The organism is Curtobacterium sp. TXMA1 (assembly GCF_020162095.1).
Taxonomy (GTDB): domain Bacteria; phylum Actinomycetota; class Actinomycetes; order Actinomycetales; family Microbacteriaceae; genus Curtobacterium.
The window spans coordinates 2702018-2719816 of sequence record NZ_CP083910.1 but is presented as its reverse complement, the minus strand read 5'-3'; the positions used below and the strand labels follow the sequence as shown (position 1 = coordinate 2719816).

At 71.9% G+C, this 17799-nt stretch carries 18 protein-coding genes; 14 read left to right on the top strand and 4 right to left on the bottom strand.

From position 1 onward, the window contains the following. Positions 1-51: 51 nt before the first annotated feature. Positions 52-711 carry a TetR/AcrR family transcriptional regulator gene (locus LCG91_RS12845; RefSeq protein ID WP_058727979.1) on the top strand — a complete coding sequence of 220 codons (660 nt, stop codon included), beginning with the start codon at positions 52-54 and terminating at the stop codon, positions 709-711. Between the two features lie 115 nt (positions 712-826). On the opposite strand, the gene LCG91_RS12840 is transcribed toward LCG91_RS12845, so the two are convergent. Continuing rightward, positions 827-2458, bottom strand: a complete 1632-nt coding sequence (locus LCG91_RS12840) for a dolichyl-phosphate-mannose--protein mannosyltransferase (protein ID WP_224441608.1) — start codon at positions 2456-2458, stop codon at positions 827-829. Positions 2459-2511: 53 nt separating this feature from the next. On the opposite strand from LCG91_RS12840, the gene rsmI reads away from it, so the two are divergent. The 6 genes from rsmI (at position 2512) to LCG91_RS12810 (ending at position 7701) form a co-directional block, all read left to right on the top strand. Next, positions 2512-3333: a 16S rRNA (cytidine(1402)-2'-O)-methyltransferase gene (gene rsmI, locus LCG91_RS12835; protein ID WP_058727980.1), complete on the top strand. Its 822-nt coding sequence runs from the start codon at positions 2512-2514 to the stop codon at positions 3331-3333. Positions 3334-3453: 120 nt separating this feature from the next. Continuing rightward, the gene (gene metG / locus LCG91_RS12830; protein WP_224441607.1) at positions 3454-5034 is read left to right on the top strand and encodes a methionine--tRNA ligase; all 1581 of its coding nucleotides are present in this window, start codon (positions 3454-3456) and stop codon (positions 5032-5034) included. Next, on the top strand, positions 5031-5969 hold the full coding sequence (locus LCG91_RS12825) for a TatD family hydrolase (protein ID WP_175416024.1): 939 nt from the start codon (positions 5031-5033) through the stop codon (positions 5967-5969). The genes metG and LCG91_RS12825 overlap by 4 nt, the downstream gene beginning before the upstream one ends. A gap of 2 nt (positions 5970-5971) precedes the next feature. Further along, complete coding sequence (gene rsmA, locus LCG91_RS12820; protein WP_224441606.1) at positions 5972-6820, top strand: 16S rRNA (adenine(1518)-N(6)/adenine(1519)-N(6))-dimethyltransferase RsmA; 849 nt, start codon at positions 5972-5974, stop codon at positions 6818-6820. 148 nt (positions 6821-6968) lie between these two features. Beyond that, positions 6969-7190, top strand: a complete 222-nt coding sequence (locus LCG91_RS12815; RefSeq protein WP_137768070.1) for a hypothetical protein — start codon at positions 6969-6971, stop codon at positions 7188-7190. 7 nt (positions 7191-7197) lie between these two features. Beyond that, positions 7198-7701 (top strand): type II toxin-antitoxin system VapC family toxin, encoded by a 504-nt coding sequence (locus tag LCG91_RS12810; RefSeq protein ID WP_224441605.1) that lies wholly within the window; start codon positions 7198-7200, stop codon positions 7699-7701. Between the two features lie 67 nt (positions 7702-7768). Here the strand turns inward: LCG91_RS12810 and LCG91_RS12805 are convergent, their stop codons facing one another. Continuing rightward, positions 7769-8509, bottom strand: a complete 741-nt coding sequence (locus tag LCG91_RS12805; RefSeq protein WP_224441604.1) for an SDR family oxidoreductase — start codon at positions 8507-8509, stop codon at positions 7769-7771. Positions 8510-8610: 101 nt separating this feature from the next. Here LCG91_RS12805 and LCG91_RS12800 point away from each other — a divergent pair, with 101 nt between their 5' ends. Beyond that, positions 8611-9468, top strand: a complete 858-nt coding sequence (locus tag LCG91_RS12800) for a helix-turn-helix transcriptional regulator (protein WP_058749642.1) — start codon at positions 8611-8613, stop codon at positions 9466-9468. A 3-nt stretch (positions 9469-9471) separates the two neighbouring features. Here LCG91_RS12800 and LCG91_RS12795 read toward each other — a convergent pair whose 3' ends face one another. After that, positions 9472-9972, bottom strand: a complete 501-nt coding sequence (locus LCG91_RS12795; RefSeq protein ID WP_224441603.1) for a hypothetical protein — start codon at positions 9970-9972, stop codon at positions 9472-9474. Between the two features lie 122 nt (positions 9973-10094). Here LCG91_RS12795 and LCG91_RS12790 point away from each other — a divergent pair, with 122 nt between their 5' ends. The 4 genes from LCG91_RS12790 to LCG91_RS12775 all read left to right on the top strand — a co-directional run bounded on the left by LCG91_RS12790 (position 10095) and on the right by LCG91_RS12775 (position 14485). Continuing rightward, positions 10095-11108, top strand: a complete 1014-nt coding sequence (locus LCG91_RS12790; RefSeq protein ID WP_058727987.1) for a RimK family alpha-L-glutamate ligase — start codon at positions 10095-10097, stop codon at positions 11106-11108. Between the two features lie 84 nt (positions 11109-11192). Further along, positions 11193-12239, top strand: a complete 1047-nt coding sequence (locus tag LCG91_RS12785; protein WP_058727988.1) for an LLM class flavin-dependent oxidoreductase — start codon at positions 11193-11195, stop codon at positions 12237-12239. After that, on the top strand, positions 12239-13543 hold the full coding sequence (locus LCG91_RS12780) for an O-acetylhomoserine aminocarboxypropyltransferase/cysteine synthase family protein (protein WP_224441602.1): 1305 nt from the start codon (positions 12239-12241) through the stop codon (positions 13541-13543). Before LCG91_RS12785 ends, LCG91_RS12780 begins: the two co-directional genes overlap by 1 nt. A 9-nt stretch (positions 13544-13552) precedes the next feature. Continuing rightward, entirely contained in the window at positions 13553-14485 is a 933-nt protein-coding gene (locus LCG91_RS12775) for a 4-(cytidine 5'-diphospho)-2-C-methyl-D-erythritol kinase (RefSeq protein WP_224441601.1), read from the top strand. A gap of 45 nt (positions 14486-14530) precedes the next feature. Here LCG91_RS12775 and LCG91_RS12770 read toward each other — a convergent pair whose 3' ends face one another. After that, a complete protein-coding gene (locus LCG91_RS12770) occupies positions 14531-16189 on the bottom strand; it encodes a glycosyltransferase family 39 protein (RefSeq protein WP_224441600.1) in 1659 nt (552 codons plus the stop codon). A gap of 90 nt (positions 16190-16279) precedes the next feature. Between LCG91_RS12770 and LCG91_RS12765 the strand changes: the two genes are divergently transcribed. Both LCG91_RS12765 and LCG91_RS12760 read left to right on the top strand, forming a co-directional pair. After that, a complete protein-coding gene (locus LCG91_RS12765) occupies positions 16280-16693 on the top strand; it encodes a molybdopterin-binding protein (protein WP_058727992.1) in 414 nt (137 codons plus the stop codon). Further along, entirely contained in the window at positions 16690-17778 is a 1089-nt protein-coding gene (locus LCG91_RS12760) for a HesA/MoeB/ThiF family protein (RefSeq protein WP_224441599.1), read from the top strand. Before LCG91_RS12765 ends, LCG91_RS12760 begins: the two co-directional genes overlap by 4 nt. The last annotated feature ends 21 nt before the right edge of the window (positions 17779-17799 follow it).

The following is a 17799-nucleotide window of genomic DNA, read 5'->3' as shown; positions in this document are numbered from 1 at the left end:
CGGAGGCACCGCATCCGTTTGTTCCCAGAATCTTCAACTACGGTCGATGCCGTGAGCACCACCGACACCGCGCACGACCTCGAGCGCCCCCTGCGCGCCGATGCCGCGCGCAACCGCGAGCTGATCCTGCAGACCGCCCGCAGGTGCTTCGCCGAGCGCGGGTTGTCGGTCACGCTCAACGACATCGCGCACGAGGCCGGTGTCGGCGTCGGGACGGTCTACCGCCGGTTCGCCGACAAGGACGCCCTGATCGAGGCGCTCCTCGCCACCAAGTTCGAGGCGATGAACGCCGCCGCTGCCCGCGCCGCACAGGAGACCGATCCGCGCGAGGCACTGCGCGTCTACCTGATGGGCGTGTTCGAGTTCCGCGCCCGCGACCGCGCCCTGGCCGACGCCATCGTGCGTGCCGGGAAGGCGCGACCGTCGATCGTCAGCGAGCGTGACCGGCTCGAGCGCCAGGTCGCGACGATCATCGAGCGTGCCGCCACCGCCGGGGTCGTGCGGGCCGGGTTCAGCTACGCCGACCTCCCGATGCTCACCACGATGGTCGGCGCCGTCGCCGACACGACCCGCGCGCAGGACCCGGACGCCTGGCGCCGCTACGCCGAGGTCGTGCTCGAGGGCGTGCTGCCCGGCGGCACCACCGACCCGATGGTCGGCGCGCCGCTCGACCGCGCCGCCATCGAACGCGCGCTGCACGGCCAGCCCTGACGGATCCCGTCGCGACGGCCCACCGGACGGGAGGCGCGTGGCGGCGCCGCACCGCGCCTCCCGTCCGACAGTGGTGCACCGACACGGACCGGACCGTCGCGTCCGGACCGGACGGCTACAGCCAGCTCGGCAGCCAGTAGTGCGACCGGATGAAGTCCCAGGGCATCTGCAGCCCGGTCCACATCGGGTACCAGTACGCAGATGCCAGCACGACCACGCCGAGGTACACCCCGATCCACACCAGCGCCCTCGTGCGTCGCGGCCGCGGATCGGTCCGTGACCCGGCGACGAGCCCGATCGCCGCAGCCAGTCCCATCACGAGGAACGGCTCGAACGCCACCGTGTAGAACTGGAACACCGTTCGGTCGGTGTACAGCAGCCACGGCAGGTACCCGCCCGCGACACCGATCAGCACGAAGCCGTACTCCCACCGGCGCCGCAGCACGAAGAGCACGAGCAGGGCGACCGCCGCGATCACCGAGGCGTACCAGATGAACGGGTTCGCGATGCCGGTGATCGCCTCGCCGCAGCGGTCCGCCCAGCAGCCGTCCTGACCGCGGTTCGCGCCGACGTAGTACATCGACGTCGGTCGTTGCATGACGAGCCACAGCAGCGGGTTCGCCTGGTACGAGTGCGGGGTGTGCAGGCCGATGTTGAAGCCGTAGATCTCCGACTGGTAGTGCCACCAGTTCTGGAACGAGTCCGGCACCCAAGCCAACATGCCCGTCCAGCGCTCCCCGCCGGAGGCGATCCAGTCCCGGTCCCAGCCGCCGGAGGTCCGGAACCACCCCGTCCACGAGGCCAGGTAGGTCACGGCGGCGATCGGCACCGTGAGCAGGAACGTCACCGGTGCCTGCTGCAGGAACGCGCTCGACGACCAGAAGGTCACACCCGCGCGGCGGCGCATCACCACGTCGCTGAGCACGGAGTACAGGGCGAAGAACGCCAGGAAGTACAGTCCGGACCACTTCGTCGCGGACGCCAGGCCGAGCGCGACGCCCATCGCGAGGAGCCACGGTCGCCACAGCAGCACCGGTCCCCACAGCGTGTCCCGACCGTCGTCCGCCCGCCGTCGGACCCAGTCGTCGAGCCGCCGCTGCGCCCACCGCCGGTCGAGCAGCAGTGCGCCCGCACCGAGCACGACGAAGAACGTCAGGATGCCGTCCAGCAGCGTGACGCGCGACAGCACGATGGCCTGCCCGTCGATCGCGAGCAGGAAGCCGGCGAGCGTCCCGATCGCCGTCGAGCGGAACAGCGACCGGGCGATGACCGCGGTCAGGAACACGGTCGCGGTACCGAGCACGGCGACCGTGAACCGCCACCCGAACGAGCTGTCGGCGCCGAACAGCAGCATGCCGAGGCCGATCAGGTACTTGCCGAGCGGCGGGTGCGCGATGAACTCCGCCGCCCGCGAGTACAGGTCGGTCTCGCCGTCCGCGAAGCGCTGGTCGGTCGTCGGGGCGCCGTCGTCGGAGGGGTTCGCCGGCCAGGTGCCCTCGTACCCGAGGCGCACGATCGACCAGCCGTCCTTGACGTAGTACGTCTCGTCGAACACGAGCGAGTGCGGGTGTCCGAGCCCGACCAGTCGGAGCACGGCTGCCAGGAGGGTCACCGCGATCGGTCCCGACCACCGCCAGAGCGCGACGCGACGCGACGTCGACAGGACCCGGCTCCACCAGTCGTCGAGGCGGGAGCCGACCGGTCCGTCGACGAGGGCGGTGCGGTCGTCGGTCAGCTCGCTGGTCATCGCCTGCATCCTACGGATCGCCGCCACGGCGGACCTGGCACCACAATGGGGAGGTGATCGTCCTCGCAGCAACGCCCATCGGCAACCTCGGCGACGCGTCGCGCCGGCTCGTCGAGACCCTGTCGAACGCGAGCGTGGTCGCCGCCGAGGACACCCGGACCGCGATCCACCTGATGCGCGCGCTCGGCATCGAGAACCGGCCGCGCCTCATCGCGCTGCACGAGCACAACGAGCGTGCGAAGGCCTCCGAGGTCGTCGAGCTCGCCCGCGACGAGGACGTCGTGGTCCTCACCGACGCCGGGATGCCGGCGATCAGCGATCCGGGGTTCCCCCTGGTCGAGGCCGCTGCGGCCGCGGGGGTGACGGTCACGGCCCTGCCCGGACCGTCGGCCGTCCTCACGGCGCTCGCCGTCTCCGGTCTGCCGACGGATCGCTTCAGCTTCGAGGGCTTCCCGACCCGCAAGGCGGGGGAGCGCCGGCGACTGTTCGCGTCGCTCGCGGGGGAGCAGCGGACGATGGTCTTCTTCGAGTCGCCGCACCGGCTCGCCGACACGCTCACCGACATGGCCGCCGGGTTCGGCGACGACCGCCGCGCGGTCGTCTGCCGCGAGCTGACGAAGCTGCACGAGGAGGTCCGGCGCGACTCGCTCGCCGCGCTCGCCGCGTGGGCGGCCGACGGGGTGCGCGGCGAGATCTGCGTCGTGGTCGAGGGCTCCACCGGCGCGCTCGACGTCACGAGCATCGAGGACGGCGTCCGGCTCGTGCTCGAGCGGGTCGCCGCCGGGTCGCGCATGAAGGAGGCCGCCGCAGCGGTCGCGGACGCGACCGGGCTGTCGAAGCGCGACCTGTACGAGGGCGCGCTCGCGGCGCGGTAGACGCGATGACGGCCGGACGGGAGGCGCGGCTCGGGCCGACCCCGGTCCTCCGGTCCGGTTCTCCACAGGTGGCGCGCGGGGCGCGTCATCGGTCCGCCGCCCGCCCGTAGGATGGTCCGCATGTCCGACGGGTCCTCGTTCAGCATCACCACGCCGATCTTCTACGTGAACGACGTGCCCCACATCGGGCACGCCTACACCGAGGTCGCCGCGGACTTCATGGCGCGCTGGCACCGCCAGCGGGGTGACGACACCTGGCTGCTCACGGGGACCGACGAGCACGGCCAGAAGATCCTGCGCACCGCCAGCGCGAACGACGTCTCCCCGAAGGAGTGGGCCGACCGCCTCGTCACCGACGCGTGGAAGCCGCTGCTCGACACGGTCGACGTCGCGAACGACGACTTCATCCGCACCACCGACGAGCGCCACGAGCGCGGTGTGACGGCGTTCCTGCAGAAGCTGTACGACGACGGCTACATCTACGCCGGCGAGTTCGAGGGCTTCTACTGCGTCGGGTGCGAGGAGTACAAGCAGCCGAGCGACCTGGTGCCCGGCACCGGTGCGTACGAGGGGCAGCAGGTCTGCGCGATCCACTCGATCCCGGTCGAGGTGCTGGCCGAGCGCAACTACTTCTTCCGGATGAGCGACTTCGAGCAGCGCCTGCTCGACCTGTACGAGTCGAACCCGCAGTTCATCCAGCCCGAGAGCGTCCGCAACGAGATCGTCTCCTTCGTCAAGCAGGGCCTGCGCGACCTGTCGATCTCGCGGTCGAGCTTCGACTGGGGCATCCAGATCCCCTGGGACCACGACCACGTGCTCTACGTGTGGTTCGACGCCCTGCTCAACTACGTCACGGCGCTCGGCTACGGGTCGGACGACGACGAGGCCTTCCAGCGCCTCTGGCCGAGCGTGCACATCGTCGGCAAGGACATCGCCCGCTTCCACGCCGTGATCTGGCCCGCGATGCTCATGGCCGCAGGGCTCCCGGTGCCGGAGCGCGTCTTCGGGCACGGCTGGCTCCTCGTCGGTGGCGAGAAGATGTCCAAGTCGAAGCTGACCGGCATCGCGCCGTCGGAGATCACCGACACGTTCGGCTCCGACGCGTTCCGCTACTACTTCCTCCGTGCGATCACGTTCGGGCAGGACGGCAACTTCAGCTGGGAGGACATCTCCGCCCGGTACTCGGCCGACCTCGCGAACGGCTTCGGCAACCTGGCTTCGCGCCTCGTCGCCATGCTGCAGAAGTACTTCGACGGCGCGGTCCCCGAGCGTGCCGAGCTGACCGACTCGGACCGGGCGATCGACGCCCTGGCGGTGTCCGTCACCGAGCGCGCCGACGCCGCGATCGAGGCGTTCGCCCCGCACGAGGCGATCGCCGCCGTGTGGGGGCTCGTCGACGCACTGAACGGGTACATCACCGAGCAGGAGCCGTGGGCGCTGGCGAAGGACGAGGCGGAGCGTGAGCGCCTCGGTACCGTCCTGACGACGGCGCTCCGCGGTCTCGGCACCGTGAACGTCCTGGTGTCCCCGGTGATGCCGAAGGCGACCGAGAAGCTCTGGGCCTCGATCGGCGCCGGCGGCTCCGTGACCGAGCAGCGGGTCGACCGCGCCTGGGAGTGGCAGGGCGCCGAGACCGTCGCGCCGCTCGGGTCCGGCCTGTTCCCGCGCATCGAGCAGCAGCCCGAGCAGGGCGCAGCGTGACCGACGCGGCCGACGCCTCGCACGTCCGGGCACGGGGCGAGGGGGCGTCCGGCGGCTCGAAGCGCGACCTGAGCTACCCGCCGCTGCCGCAGGCGCTCGTCGTGCCGGTGTACGACAACCACACGCACATGGAGATCGCCGACGGTGTCGGCGAGGGCGGCGACGGTCCGCTCGACTACCGCGAGCACCTCGACCGCGCGTCGAGCGTCGGCGTCCGCGGCGTCGTGCAGGTCGGCACCGACCTGGCCACGTCGGAGTGGTCCGCGCAGATCGCCGCGCGGGAGCCCCGCGTGCTGGCAGCCGTCGCGCTGCACCCGAACGAGGCACCCGTGCTCGACGAGCAGGGGTTGCTCGACGAGCACCTCGCCGGGATCGAACGGCTCGCGGCGCTGCCCCGGGTCCGCGCGATCGGCGAGACCGGGCTCGACTTCTTCCGGACGGGTGAGGACGGCCGTGCCGCACAGGTCCGTTCGTTCGAGGAGCACATCCGGATCGCGAAGGAGCACGACCTCGCGCTGACGATCCACGACCGCGACGCGCACGACGCCGTGGTCGAGGTGCTCGACCGTGTCGGCGCTCCCGAGAAGACCGTGTTCCACTGCTTCTCCGGCGGCCCGGACCTCGCCCGGCTCTGCGCCGAACGCGGCTGGTACATGTCGTTCGCCGGCACCGTGACCTTCAAGAACGCGCAGTCGCTGCGTGACGCCCTCGAGGTCGCACCGCGCCACCTCGTCATGATCGAGACCGACGCGCCCTTCCTGACGCCGACGCCGTACCGCGGACGGCCCAACGCGCCGTACCTCATCCCGCTCACGCTCCGGTCGATGGCCGAGACCCTCGGCACCGACCCGTCGATGCTCGCGGCGCAGATCGCCTCGACGACCGAGCTCGTCTACGGGGCGTGGGACGCCGAGCCCGTCACGGTGGACCAGTAGCCGTGGGCGCGCTGCTCGGCCCGGCAGAGATCCGGGACCTCGCCGCCAAGCTCGACGTCACCCCGACGAAGAAGCTCGGCCAGAACTTCGTGCACGACGCCAACACCGTGCGCCGCATCGTCTCGGCCGGCCGGGTCACGCCGGACTCCCGCGTGCTCGAGATCGGACCGGGCCTGGGGTCGCTGACCCTCGGCCTGACCGAGACCGGCGCCTCGGTCACTGCCGTGGAGATCGACGGCCGCCTCGCGGCGCAGCTCCCGACGACCGTCTCGCTCATGCAGCCCGACGCACGTCTGCAGGTCGTCCACCAGGACGCACTCGCCGTGACCGCGGACGAACTGCCCGAGGAGCCGACGCACGTCGTCGCGAACCTGCCGTACAACGTCTCCGTCCCGGTGCTGCTGCACCTGCTCGCGACCTTCCCCACCATCGAGCGGGTGCTCGTGATGGTGCAGGCCGAGGTGGGCTACCGCATCGCGGCGGAGCCCGGGAGCAAGGTCTACGGCGCTCCCAGCGTCAAGGCGGCCTGGTACGGGTCGTGGTCGACGGCCGGGCAGATCAGCCGCCAGGTGTTCTGGCCGGTGCCGAACGTCGACAGCGTGCTCGTGGGCTTCGACCGGCGCGAGCGTCCAGGCGACGATGCCCTGCGGGCGCAGGTCTTCGCCCTCGTCGACGGGGCGTTCCAGCAGCGCCGCAAGATGCTCCGGCAGAGCCTGTCCGGTGTGCTCGGCTCCAGCGCCCGTGCAACGGAACTGCTGACCGACGCCTGTCTCGACCCGACCGCCCGGGGTGAGGCGCTGTCGCCGGACGACTTCGTGCAGCTCGGACGGACGGTCCTCGCCGCCGACTGACGGCGCGCTGCTGGAACACGAAGCGCAGGTCGAGCCACCGTCCGTCTTGCTGCCGGACTTTCCTGGCGGTTGACATGCATACGAAGTGCTGTTGCCGGGGCTCGGCTTGGCTCTACCGTCCCTCGAGACACCACCTCGAAGGAGCATCATGAGCACCGACAACGTCGACCTCAGCAAGGTCGCAGGAATGACGGCTTCGCCGCGCGAGCGCCACGTGTTCTCGAAGGACGAGATCGATTCGATCAAGGCCCGGACACCCGTGCCTCAGGGAACGCCCGAAGAGCGACGGGCACGGCTGCACCGCGCGTTGCACTCCTTCGTTTCGCGCAGGGACTTCAGTCCTGCATCTCGTCTCCTCGACCGCGGCTGATCGGCGAATGTCGTCGCTCCATGACCCGGGATCGTTCGGGATCACCGCCTACGAGCAGTTCGTCGGTACGCCCGTCAGCGTCGTCGTCGACTCGTGGTTCCTCCGGCGTGCGATGGACACCAGAGCGAGCGGGCACCCTGAGGCGGCAGCGTTCCTCCAGCGTCTCGACCTCCTCGGGACTGACTGTTACTACAGCGGTCTGACCGAACTGGAACTCATCGAGTCGGCTCACTCGATCGGCCAACCGGAGATGCTCGCCGAATGGAACGAAGTGAAGTGGTCGACGCGCGTGCACTGGGTGAGCATCGACGCGGTCACGGACGACGTCGAGGAGCTCGTCGCCGACCACGGACTGACCGCCAGCGGTGCCGTCCAGGTCGCAACCGCGATCGCGGTGGAGGCGGAAGCCCTGGTGACCGTCGACCCAGCGTTCGGCAGTGTCGACGCCGCGACCCTGCAGCTGCTCATCGACTCCGCGAGCGTCGGCCCGGCTCGACGTCGTCGCCGCTGACGCAGCGGGAGCGCGTCGAGCGGGAGAGTCCCTCCCGCTCGACCTGATCCCGGCCGATGCACGTGGCTCAGTGACCGCGGCCGGCCATCGCCTCGAGGATCTGCTGGTGGGTCCCGTCACGCTCGGCCCAGCGCAGCGGCTGCACGTTCTGCACGAGGATCTCGGGTGCGGCACCGGACTCGAGCAGACCCATCACCTCGTCGGTGAACGCGTCGAGGGGCATCCCGCCGAAGTCCGCCCCACCCATCAGGTCCGTCTGCACCGCCGGCGGCGCGAGCTCGAGCACCTCCACCGAGCTGCCGACGAGCTGCTGCCGCAGTGCCTGCGTGTAGGAGTGCACGCCGGCCTTCGTGGCGCTGTAGGTCGGGGTGGCGGTGAGCGGCACGAACGCCAGACCGGACGACACCGTGATGAGCGTGGCCGCAGGTCGGGTCAGCAGGTGCGTCAGGAACGCGTCGATCAGGCGGATCGTGCCGACCAGGTTCGTCTGCACGGTCTCGAGCGCGTCATCGATGTGCCCGGGGTCGCGCAGGTCCTCGTTCCGCATGATGCCCGACATCGTCACGACGGCGTCGAGTGCGGGGTAGCGGTCGATGACGTCGGCCGCGGCGGTGGCGATCGAGTCCGCGTCGGCGACGTCGATCACGACGGTACCGAAGCCGTGTTCGGCGGCGAGGGCGTCCAGGCGGTCCTGGCGGCGACCGCCGATCACGACGGTGCTGCCCGCGGACTGCAGGCGCTGGGCGAGGGCCAGTCCGAGGCCCGACGTCGCGCCGGAGATGAAGACGGTGCTGTTCGTGGTGTCCATGACGACCACGATGCTCCCGCGACCGGGGCGGCTCCAGGGCGCGTGCATCGGGGGACCGCCGATCCCTGGCTCGCCGAGCGCCGGGACGGCACGATGGGGGCATGGACCGATCCGCCCTCGCCGACTTCCTGCGCCGTCGCCGCGAGCTCCTGCGCCCCGAGGACGTCGGGCTCGGCAGCGGTGCACGTCGGCGGACACCGGGACTCCGTCGCGAGGAGGTCGCCGCCCTCGCCGGGATGAGCGTCGACTACTACACGCGGCTCGAGCAGCAGCGCGGCCCGCAGCCGTCCGAGCAGATGGTTGCGGCGATCGCCCGGGCGCTGCGGTGCAGCCTCGACGAACGTGACCACCTGTTCCACCTCACCGGACACACCGCCCCGGTCCGGCTGCACCGTGCGGACCACGTCGACCCGGCCATCCTGCGGGTGCTCGACCGGCTCGAGGACACGCCGGCGATCGTCGTGAGCCACCTCGGCGAGACCCTCGTCGAGAACCGGCTCGCCCGTGCGCTGCTCGGCGGTTCCGTCGACCTACCGGGCAACGAGCGTTACCAGGCGTGGCGCTGGTTCGTCTCCGGGACCGAGCAGGCGAAGTACGCGCCCGAGCAGCACGGACGACTCGGACGGGTGGTGGTCGCGTCGCTCCGTGCCGCCGTCGGGCTCGCGGGACCGAACGACCGTCGGGCGACCGAGCTCGTCGCCGAACTGCAGCGTCGCAGCCCGGCCTTCCGCGAGATCTGGGATCAGCACGAGGTCGCGACCCGGTGGTCGGACAACAAGACGATCGTGCAGCCCGAACTCGGACGGATCACCGTGGACTGCCAGGTGCTGCACACGGACGACCAGGCACAGGCGCTCCTGCTCTTCACCGCGCCGCCCGGGAGCGAGGACGCGCAGAAGCTCGAGCTCCTCGGCGTCCTCGGGACGCAGCAGTTCGACAGCGACCGCGTCGGGCGCTGATCCTCAGTCCGTCGACGCGCCCCGCGCCCGAAGTGCCTCGACGACGGCGTCCGGCTCGTTGCACCGGAACCGCAGCGACCGCGCCCCGCGGATCGTGACCTGCACCCCGGGACCACCGTCGAGCAACACCGCGGTGCCGCCCGGGACGAGCCGGATGCCGAGGCCGCCGGAGTTGCCGCCCGTCATGTGCACGACCTCGGCCGCCGTGATCTGCACGGGAGCGATCCGTCGCCGGTACCACCAGGGACGCACCCGGACCTCGAGGACCTCGTCCACCCGGACCGTCATCCGCACCAGCACCGAGCCGATGCCGAGCGCGACCGTGAGGCCGAGCGTGACCACCAGGACACCGACGTCCGACGCCGTCGGTGGCTGGTCCTGCCACCCGGCCGGCGCCGCGAGCACGAGCGCCGCGATCCCGACGGCGGTGGCGATGACGGCCCACCCGATGATCGTCATCGTCCGACCGGACCGGACGGTCTCCTCGTGCACGGGGTGGGACATGCGTTCCACCCTCGCACACCGGTGAGGAACGAGCGAGGGCGAGACCTGTGCCACGGGACGCGCGGCGCAACCCCGCGTCACACACCTGGCACCCCCAGGGACACCGTGCCTAGGGTGGCCGGGTGACAACTCCGCGCGTGTACGTCATCCACGAGAACCCCGAGTGGTTCCCGCCCTTCGCCGAGGCCTTCGCGGCCGAGGGGGTCCCGGTCGAGGAACTCCTGCTCACCGACGGCGGTGCCCTCGGCAGCATCGACCTGTCCGCCGACCCCGCTCCCGGCGTCTACTGGTCGCGGATGTCCGCGTCGAGCCACACCCGCGGCAACGAGCACAGCAAGGAGTACGCCCGCGCGCTGCTCGGCTGGCTCGAGCGCTCCGGCGCGACGGTCGTGAACGGCAGCCACGTCCTCGAGCTCGAGGTGTCGAAGGTCGCCCAGCACGGGCTGCTCCGTGACGCCGGGTTCGACGTGCCCCGCACCACCGCGGTGTTCGGGTCGTCCGCCCTGCAGGACGCCGCCCGCACGTTCACCGGCGGCGCAGACGTGCCGTTCATCACGAAGCACAACCAGGGCGGCAAGGGCCTCGGCGTCCGCCGCTTCGACACCCTCGCCGAGTTCGACGCGTACGTCGACAGCCCCGAGTTCGAGGCTCCCGTCGACGGCATCACGCTGCTCCAGGAGCTCCTGACCGCCCGCGAGCCGTTCATCACCCGCGCCGAGTTCGTCGGTGGCGAGTTCGTCTACGCCGTCCGGGTCGACACGAGCGCCGGCAGCTTCGAACTCTGCCCGGCCGACGCGTGCGAGGTCCCGCAGGTGATCGCGGGCGCCGTCTGCGACGTGCCCGGTACGGCGGCACCGGGTGCACCGGCCGCCTTCAGCATCCGCGACGAGGTCACCGCCGAGCACCCGCTCGTACAGCAGCTCCGCAGGTTCCTCGCCGACCAGCGCATCCAGGTCGCCGGCGTCGAGTTCATGGAGACCACGGACGGCCGCACCGTCGTCTACGACGTCAACACCAACACGAACTACAACCCCGCCGTCGAGGCGGTCGCGCCGGTCTCCGGGCCGCGCGCGATCGCGCGCTTCACCGGCGCGCTCCTCGAGCAGGCGTACGCCGCGTCGGCGACCACGGCCTGAGACGACACCACCCACCGGCCTGGAGGCTCGTGGCGGGCCCGCCCCGCGCCTCCAGACCGTCACGACCCACCTGAGGAACCACACGTGCGATTCGGATACTGGACCCCGCTCTTCGGCGGCTGGCTGCGCAACGTCGAGGACGAGGACATGCCCGTCACCTTCGACTACGTCAAGCGGCTCGCCCAGCGAGCCGAGCGGATCGGCTTCGACCTGACGCTCGTGCCGGAGCTCAACCTCAACGACATCAAGGGGACGGCGGCGCCGAGCCTCGAGGCGTGGGCGCTGGCGGCGGCCCTGGCGGCGACCACCGAGCGGCTCGAGATCATGGCGGCGATGCGTCCCGGGTACCACCTGCCGGCGGTGACCGCGAAGCAGGCGGCGACGATCGACGAGATCTCGTGTGGACGATTCACCTTCAACGTGGTGAGCGCCTGGTGGGCCGAGGAGGCGCGCCAGTACGGCGGCATCTTCTCGGAGCACGACGACCGGTACGCACGGACCGAGGAGTTCGTCGCGATCCTGAAGGGCCTGTGGTCGGAGACGCCGTTCTCGTTCACGGGGGAGTACTACGACGTGCAGAACACGCACCTCGAGCCGAAGCCGCGCGTCACCCCGCGCATCTACGCCGGCGGCGAGAGCGAGGCGGGGAAGAGCTCGATCACGCGCTTCGCCGACGCCTACCTGACGCACGGCGGCACGGTGGACGAGCTCCGCACGAAGATCGCCGAGATGAAGCGCCGCCGTGAGGACGCGGGTGCGGCCCCGTTCGAGGCGTTCGGCATGGCCGCGTACGTGATCGTCCGCGAGACCGAGGAGGAGGCGCAGGCCGAGCTGGCGCGCATCACCGACGTCCGCCACGGCAAGGCCTACGAGTCGTACCAGGACTTCATCTCGAAGTCGCAGCTCGAGCACGTCCCGTCGCTCGAGGACTACTCGGTGTCGAACCGTGGTCTGCGCCCCGGCTTCGTCGGGACGCCGCAGCAGGTCGCCGACCGCATCCGCGAGTTCGAGGACGCCGGCGTCGACACCCTGCTGCTGCAGTTCTCGCCGCAGGCCGAGGAGATGGAGCGCTTCGGCGAGCAGGTCATCCCGCTCGTGCGCGCGGCGGTCCCCGCAGAGCCGGTCGCCTGATGGCGGTCGAGGACGACTGGGCGTTCGAGACGCGACAGATCCGGGCGGGCTACAAGGCCGACCCGGGCTTCGGCGCGAACGTGCCCCCGATCGCGCAGAGCGCTGCCTTCGTCTACCCCTCGGGTGAGGACGCCGCGGCCCGGTTCATGCTCGACGCGCCGGGTCACACCTACTCGCGGGTGAACAACCCCTCGGCGGCGGCGCTCGAGCGACGTGTCGCGGACCTCGAGGGCGGTGTCGGCGCGCTCGCGCTGGCGTCCGGGCAGGCGGCGACCTCGCTGGCGGTGCTCGGCGTCGCACGCGCCGGTGCCCACGTCGTCTCGTCGGCGTCGCTCTACGGGGCGACCTACACGCTCTTCCACTCGACCCTGAGCGACCTCGGGATCTCGTTCACGTTCGTGCAGGACCCGACCGACCTCGACGAGTGGCGCTCCGCGGTCCGCCCGGAGACGCGGGCGTTCTACGGCGAGAGCATCCCGAACCCGCGCGGTGACGTGCTCGACTTCGCCGGGGTGGCCGGCGTCGCACACGAGGCCGGTGTGCCGCTCATCGTCGACAACACCATCGCGACGCCGTACCTCGTGCGGCCGATCGAGCACGGCGCCGACATCGTCGTGCACTCGGCGACGAAGTACCTCGCCGGCCACGGCAGCGCGATCGCCGGCGTCATCGTCGACAGCGGGAACTTCGACTGGGCGGCGCAGGCGGAGAAGTACCCGCAGCTCACGACGGTCGAGCAGTCCGGGTTCGCCGGCACGGCCTTCGCCGAGAAGTTCGGCCGCCGCGCGTTCATCCAGCGCACCCGGTCGAAGCTGTCCGCCGACCTCGGCCCGGCGATCGCGCCGTTCAACGCCTTCCTCGTGCTGCAGGGCATCCAGACGCTCTCGCTCCGGATGGACCGGCACGTGGCGAACGCGGGAGCGGTGGCCGCCTGGCTGGACGACCACGCACAGGTCGAGCACGTGCACTACGCGGGCCTGCCGTCGTCGCCGTGGCACCACCTGCAGCAGCGCTACGTGCCGAAGGGCCCGTCGGCCGTCCTGGCGTTCGACCTGGCCGGTGGGGTCGCGGCGGGTCGACGCTTCGTCGCCGCGCTCGAGCTCTTCGACCACGTGTCGAACCTCGGTGACGTGCGGTCGCTCGTCGTGCACCCGGCGTCGACGACCCACGTGCAGATGACCCCGGAGCAGCGCGCGGCCGCTGGCGTCGGCGAGGGCCTCATCCGCCTGTCGATCGGGCTCGAGCACGTGGACGACATCCTCGCCGACCTGGCACGGGGGTTCGCGGCGGCCGCAGCGGGATAGGTTGGGGGCATGACCTCGCTGGCCGCACCGACCCGCGTGCGGGTGCGCGCCCCAGGCAAGATCAACGTGTTCCTGTCCGTCGGTGCGCTGCAGGACGACGGCTACCACGACGTGGCGACGGCCTACCAGGCGGTGTCGCTGTACGAGGACGTCACCGCGGAACCCGCCGACGACTTCTCGGTCCGGTTCACGGGACCGATCGACACGAGCGCGGTCCCGACCGACGACTCGAACCTGGCGATCCGCGCCGCCCGACTCGTGGCCGAGGCCGCCGGGTACCGCGGCGGCGTGCGGCTCACCGTCGAGAAGCAGGTCCCGGTCGCCGGGGGGATGGGCGGGGGATCCGCGGACGCCGCGGCCACGCTGCTCGCCTGCGACACCCTGTGGGGCACCGCGCTCGGACGGGACGAGCTGCTGCGCCTGGCGGCCCGGCTCGGCGCCGACGTGCCGTTCGCGTTCGCCGGGGGCACCGCCGTGGGGACGGGTCGGGGCGACGAGCTCAGCCCGGCGCTGGCCAAGGGCGAGTTCCACTGGGTCCTCGCACTCAGCGACGACGGACTCTCCACCCCGGCGGTCTACCGCGCACTCGACGAGCACCGCGAGCGGTACCGCGCCGACATCCGTCCGGCACCCACCACACCCGTGGTCGAGGCGAACGTGCTGCAGGCGCTCCGGGCCGGTGATGCGGACCTGCTGGCGGACTGCCTGCACAACGACCTGCAGGCGCCCGCGATGCGGTTGCAGCCGGGGCTGGCGACGACCATCGAGGTCGGTGAGAAGGCCGGTGCGCTCGCCGGCATCGTCTCGGGGAGCGGGCCGACCGTGGCGTTCCTGGTCGCAGACCGCGATGCCGCGCTCGAGGTGCAGGTCGAGCTCAGTGCCGCCGGGCTCGTGGCGGTCCGGGCGACGGGGCCGGTGCACGGCGCCCGCGTCGTGCACTGAACGGCACGGACTGCTGGTCGGACGCCTCCCGTGGCGCCGTGGGGCTCAGTCGCGGACGAACTCGGTGATGACGACCCGTCCGGTGCGCCACTTCTGCTCGACGTGGAAGCCGTGCTCGGCGAGGACCTCGGTCGTCTCCGGCTGGATGTCCCGGGCCTTCGGGGTGCCGCCGACGAACCACACGGTGTCGATGTCGCCGAGGCGCGACGGGATCGTCGAGGCCAGGTCGCCGTTCTGGTTCCAGAGCACGCCCGTCTCCGCGCCGTCCTTCCGGATGCCGAGGTCGGTCATCCCGGTGAACGCCCACGGGTACGAGACGCGGATGATCTCCGCCGTGGCGCCCGGATGGCCGTAGACGCTGCCGAACACGACCCCCTCGTTGGCGCCGGTGTTCGCGCCCCGCTCGGCGGCGATGATCGACGCGGCGTTCGCCCACGTCGAGTCCTGCTTCGCGCGGGGCGTCTTCACGTCGATGGCGCTCGGCACGCTGATGACCAGGAAGACCGCGAGCAGCGCCGCGATGAGCGCCCTGCGTCGCAGCGCCGTGACGGCGAGGGCGATGAGGAGCGCGACGAACGGCATGCTCAGCGACGCGTACTTGGGGGAGTACAGGTGCTTGCCGAGCGCCGTCGCGGTGAGGAGCGCACCCGTCGGCAGGAGCGCCAAGGGGAGGGCGATCCGGACCGCCTGGGCACGCAGCAGGGCCCGCACGCTCGGGACCCGGCGGTGCGCGGCGACGAGTGCCGAGACGGTACCGAGGATGAGGAGCGTCCAGGCGACCGCGGCGTAGGCGCTGATGCCGCCGAACCACGCGGTGGCGAACACCTGGTCGGGAGTGCGGCCGGTGATGCCGGAGATCCACGCGACCTGCTTGGACTGGTCCACGACCTCGAGCACCAGCGGTGACGCGAGCAGTGCGGCCGCTGCTGCCGCGACCACCCACCGCACGAGGACCACCCGGCTCACGAGCGGGCCACCGGCTCCTGCGCCCCGGGTCCACGTGCGGGACCGGCGCTCGGCCAGCCAGGTCCAGCCCAGGGCGACGGCGTGGGAGACGACGGCGAGGGCGAGGTAGACGTTGAAGCAGACCGCCAGCAGGGCGAGCACGCCGTAGGCGACCCACCAACGGACGCTGGACGACGTCGACGCCCCGGAACGGGTCCGGCGGACGGCCGTGATGCCGACGAGGGTCAGGCCGACCGCGAGCGTCGTGACCGTGGCGTAGGGGCGACCTTCGCCTGCGGCCCACTGCACGCGCGGCAGCGCGAGGAACGCGAGACCGGCGACGATGCCGAGTCGTCGACCGCCGAGCCGGCGGCCCAGCGCGACGACGAGCCCGGCGGTGACGCCGATCGCGAGCGCGCTCGGGAAGCGCAGGGTGAACGGCGTGTACCCCACGAGCCAGAACCAGGCGTGGATGAGCGCGTAGTAGATGCCGTGCACCGCGTCCACGTTGTGGAGCTCGGCCCACAGCTGCGGCCAGCTGCGCGTGGCGCTGGTGACCGTCGCGGCCTCGTCGTACCAGAGCGACGGGACCCACGAGAAGAGCACCCCGCTGAGGACGCCCAGGGCGCCGACAGTGAGTTCCGGCGTGCGGACCGCGGCGATGCGCAGGGCCGTCGAGGCGGACCGCAGGCGGGTACGGACCGGCGCGACCCCGGCGGAGGCGGGGACGGTGATGGTGCCGGTCTGGGGTGCAGTCACGCACGCGACGGTAGCGGCACCGGCTGGGCAGGTGCCCCGTACCGGTGTCCCCTCCGTGAGAGTTCGCCATGCCGTAGGGTCACGGACACCATGACGACACTCCGCATCCGTGATGCTGCACGGTACCTCGGCGTCAGCGACGACACCGTCCGACGCCTCGTCGACGCCGGCACGCTGCCCCGATCAGAGGACGCCGCCGGCCGAACCGTGGTCGAGGGACGCGACCTCGCCGCCCACGTCCGCGGTCGTGACGCCGGTCTCGACGACCCCTCCGGCGTGCGCAGCTCGGCGCGGAACCGCTTCGTCGGCATCGTCACCGACCTGGTCGTCGAGGGCGTCGTCGCCCAGGTCGAACTGCAGGCCGGACCGAACCGGGTGGTGTCCCTGATGACCGCCGAGGCCGTCCGCGACCTCGGGCTCGAGGTCGGATCCGTCGCGGTCGCCTCGGTCAAGGCCACGATGGTCACCGTCGAGGTGCCGGACCAGCCGGAGCGCGCGCGGTGACCACGCCCGAGTCGGGTGTCCCCGCCACCGACCCCGCGGCGCTCGCCGCCCGACGGCGGACCACGTCGCGCACCGCTGCCCTCGACGGCGCCGGACAGCCCGCGCTCGACGCGCTCGCCGGCGCCCGCGTGCTCGTCGTCGGCGCCGGGGGCCTCGGTGCGCCCGTGCTGACCTACCTGGCCGGTGCCGGGCTCGGCCGCATCACGATCGTCGACCACGACACCGTGGACACGTCGAACCTGGCACGCCAGACCCTGTTCGCCGCGGCCGACGTCGGGCGTCCGAAGGCCGAGTGCGCCGCCGAGCGGGTCCGCGGCGTCGACCCCGTCGTCGAGGTCGTCGCGCTGGCCGAGCGGTTCCGCCCCGAGCACGTCGCCGACCACGACGTCGTGGTCGATGCAGCGGACAGCGTCGAGGTCACCCGCGCGGTGTCGGACGCGTGCGCCGCGGCGCGGGTGCCGTTCGTCTGGGGGACCGCCCTCGGCTACGACGGGCAGGTCTCCGTCTTCCACGACGCCGCCGAGGAGCCGGTCGACTTCCACGACCTGCACCCCGAGGCCCTGCCGGACGAGGGGTCCTGCGCCGCCGACGGGGTGCTGCCCGCGCTGTGCGGCGCGGTCGGGGCGGTGATGGCCGCGCAGGTCACCGCGCTCGTCGCCGGGCTCGGCGAACCGCTGCTCGGCCGGGTGCTCACCGTCGACGCCCGGCGCTGGCGCTGGACCGAGAGCCGGCTGCGTCGCGGTCCCGGATCGGTCCGTCCCGCGGCGCCGACGCTCGCGGAGCCACCGCGGATCGCCCCCGCCGAGCTGGCCCGGCGGCTGGACGACGACGCCGGCATCGTGCTGGTCGACGTCCGCACGGACGAGGAGCGCGCGACCGGGGTCATCCCGGGCTCGTTGACCCCGGACGACCTCGGCGCGTCCGCTCCGGACGCGGAGCTCGTCGTCGTGTGCGCGTCCGGGAAGCGCGCCACGGCGTGGGCGCGGCGCGTCATCGCGGACCGCCCGGACGGAGCACTGCCCGTGACCGTGCTCGACGGCGGGATCACCGCCTGGCGTCAGGAGGGGCTCCACACCACGTGCTGACCGCACGTGCGGCTAGGATCG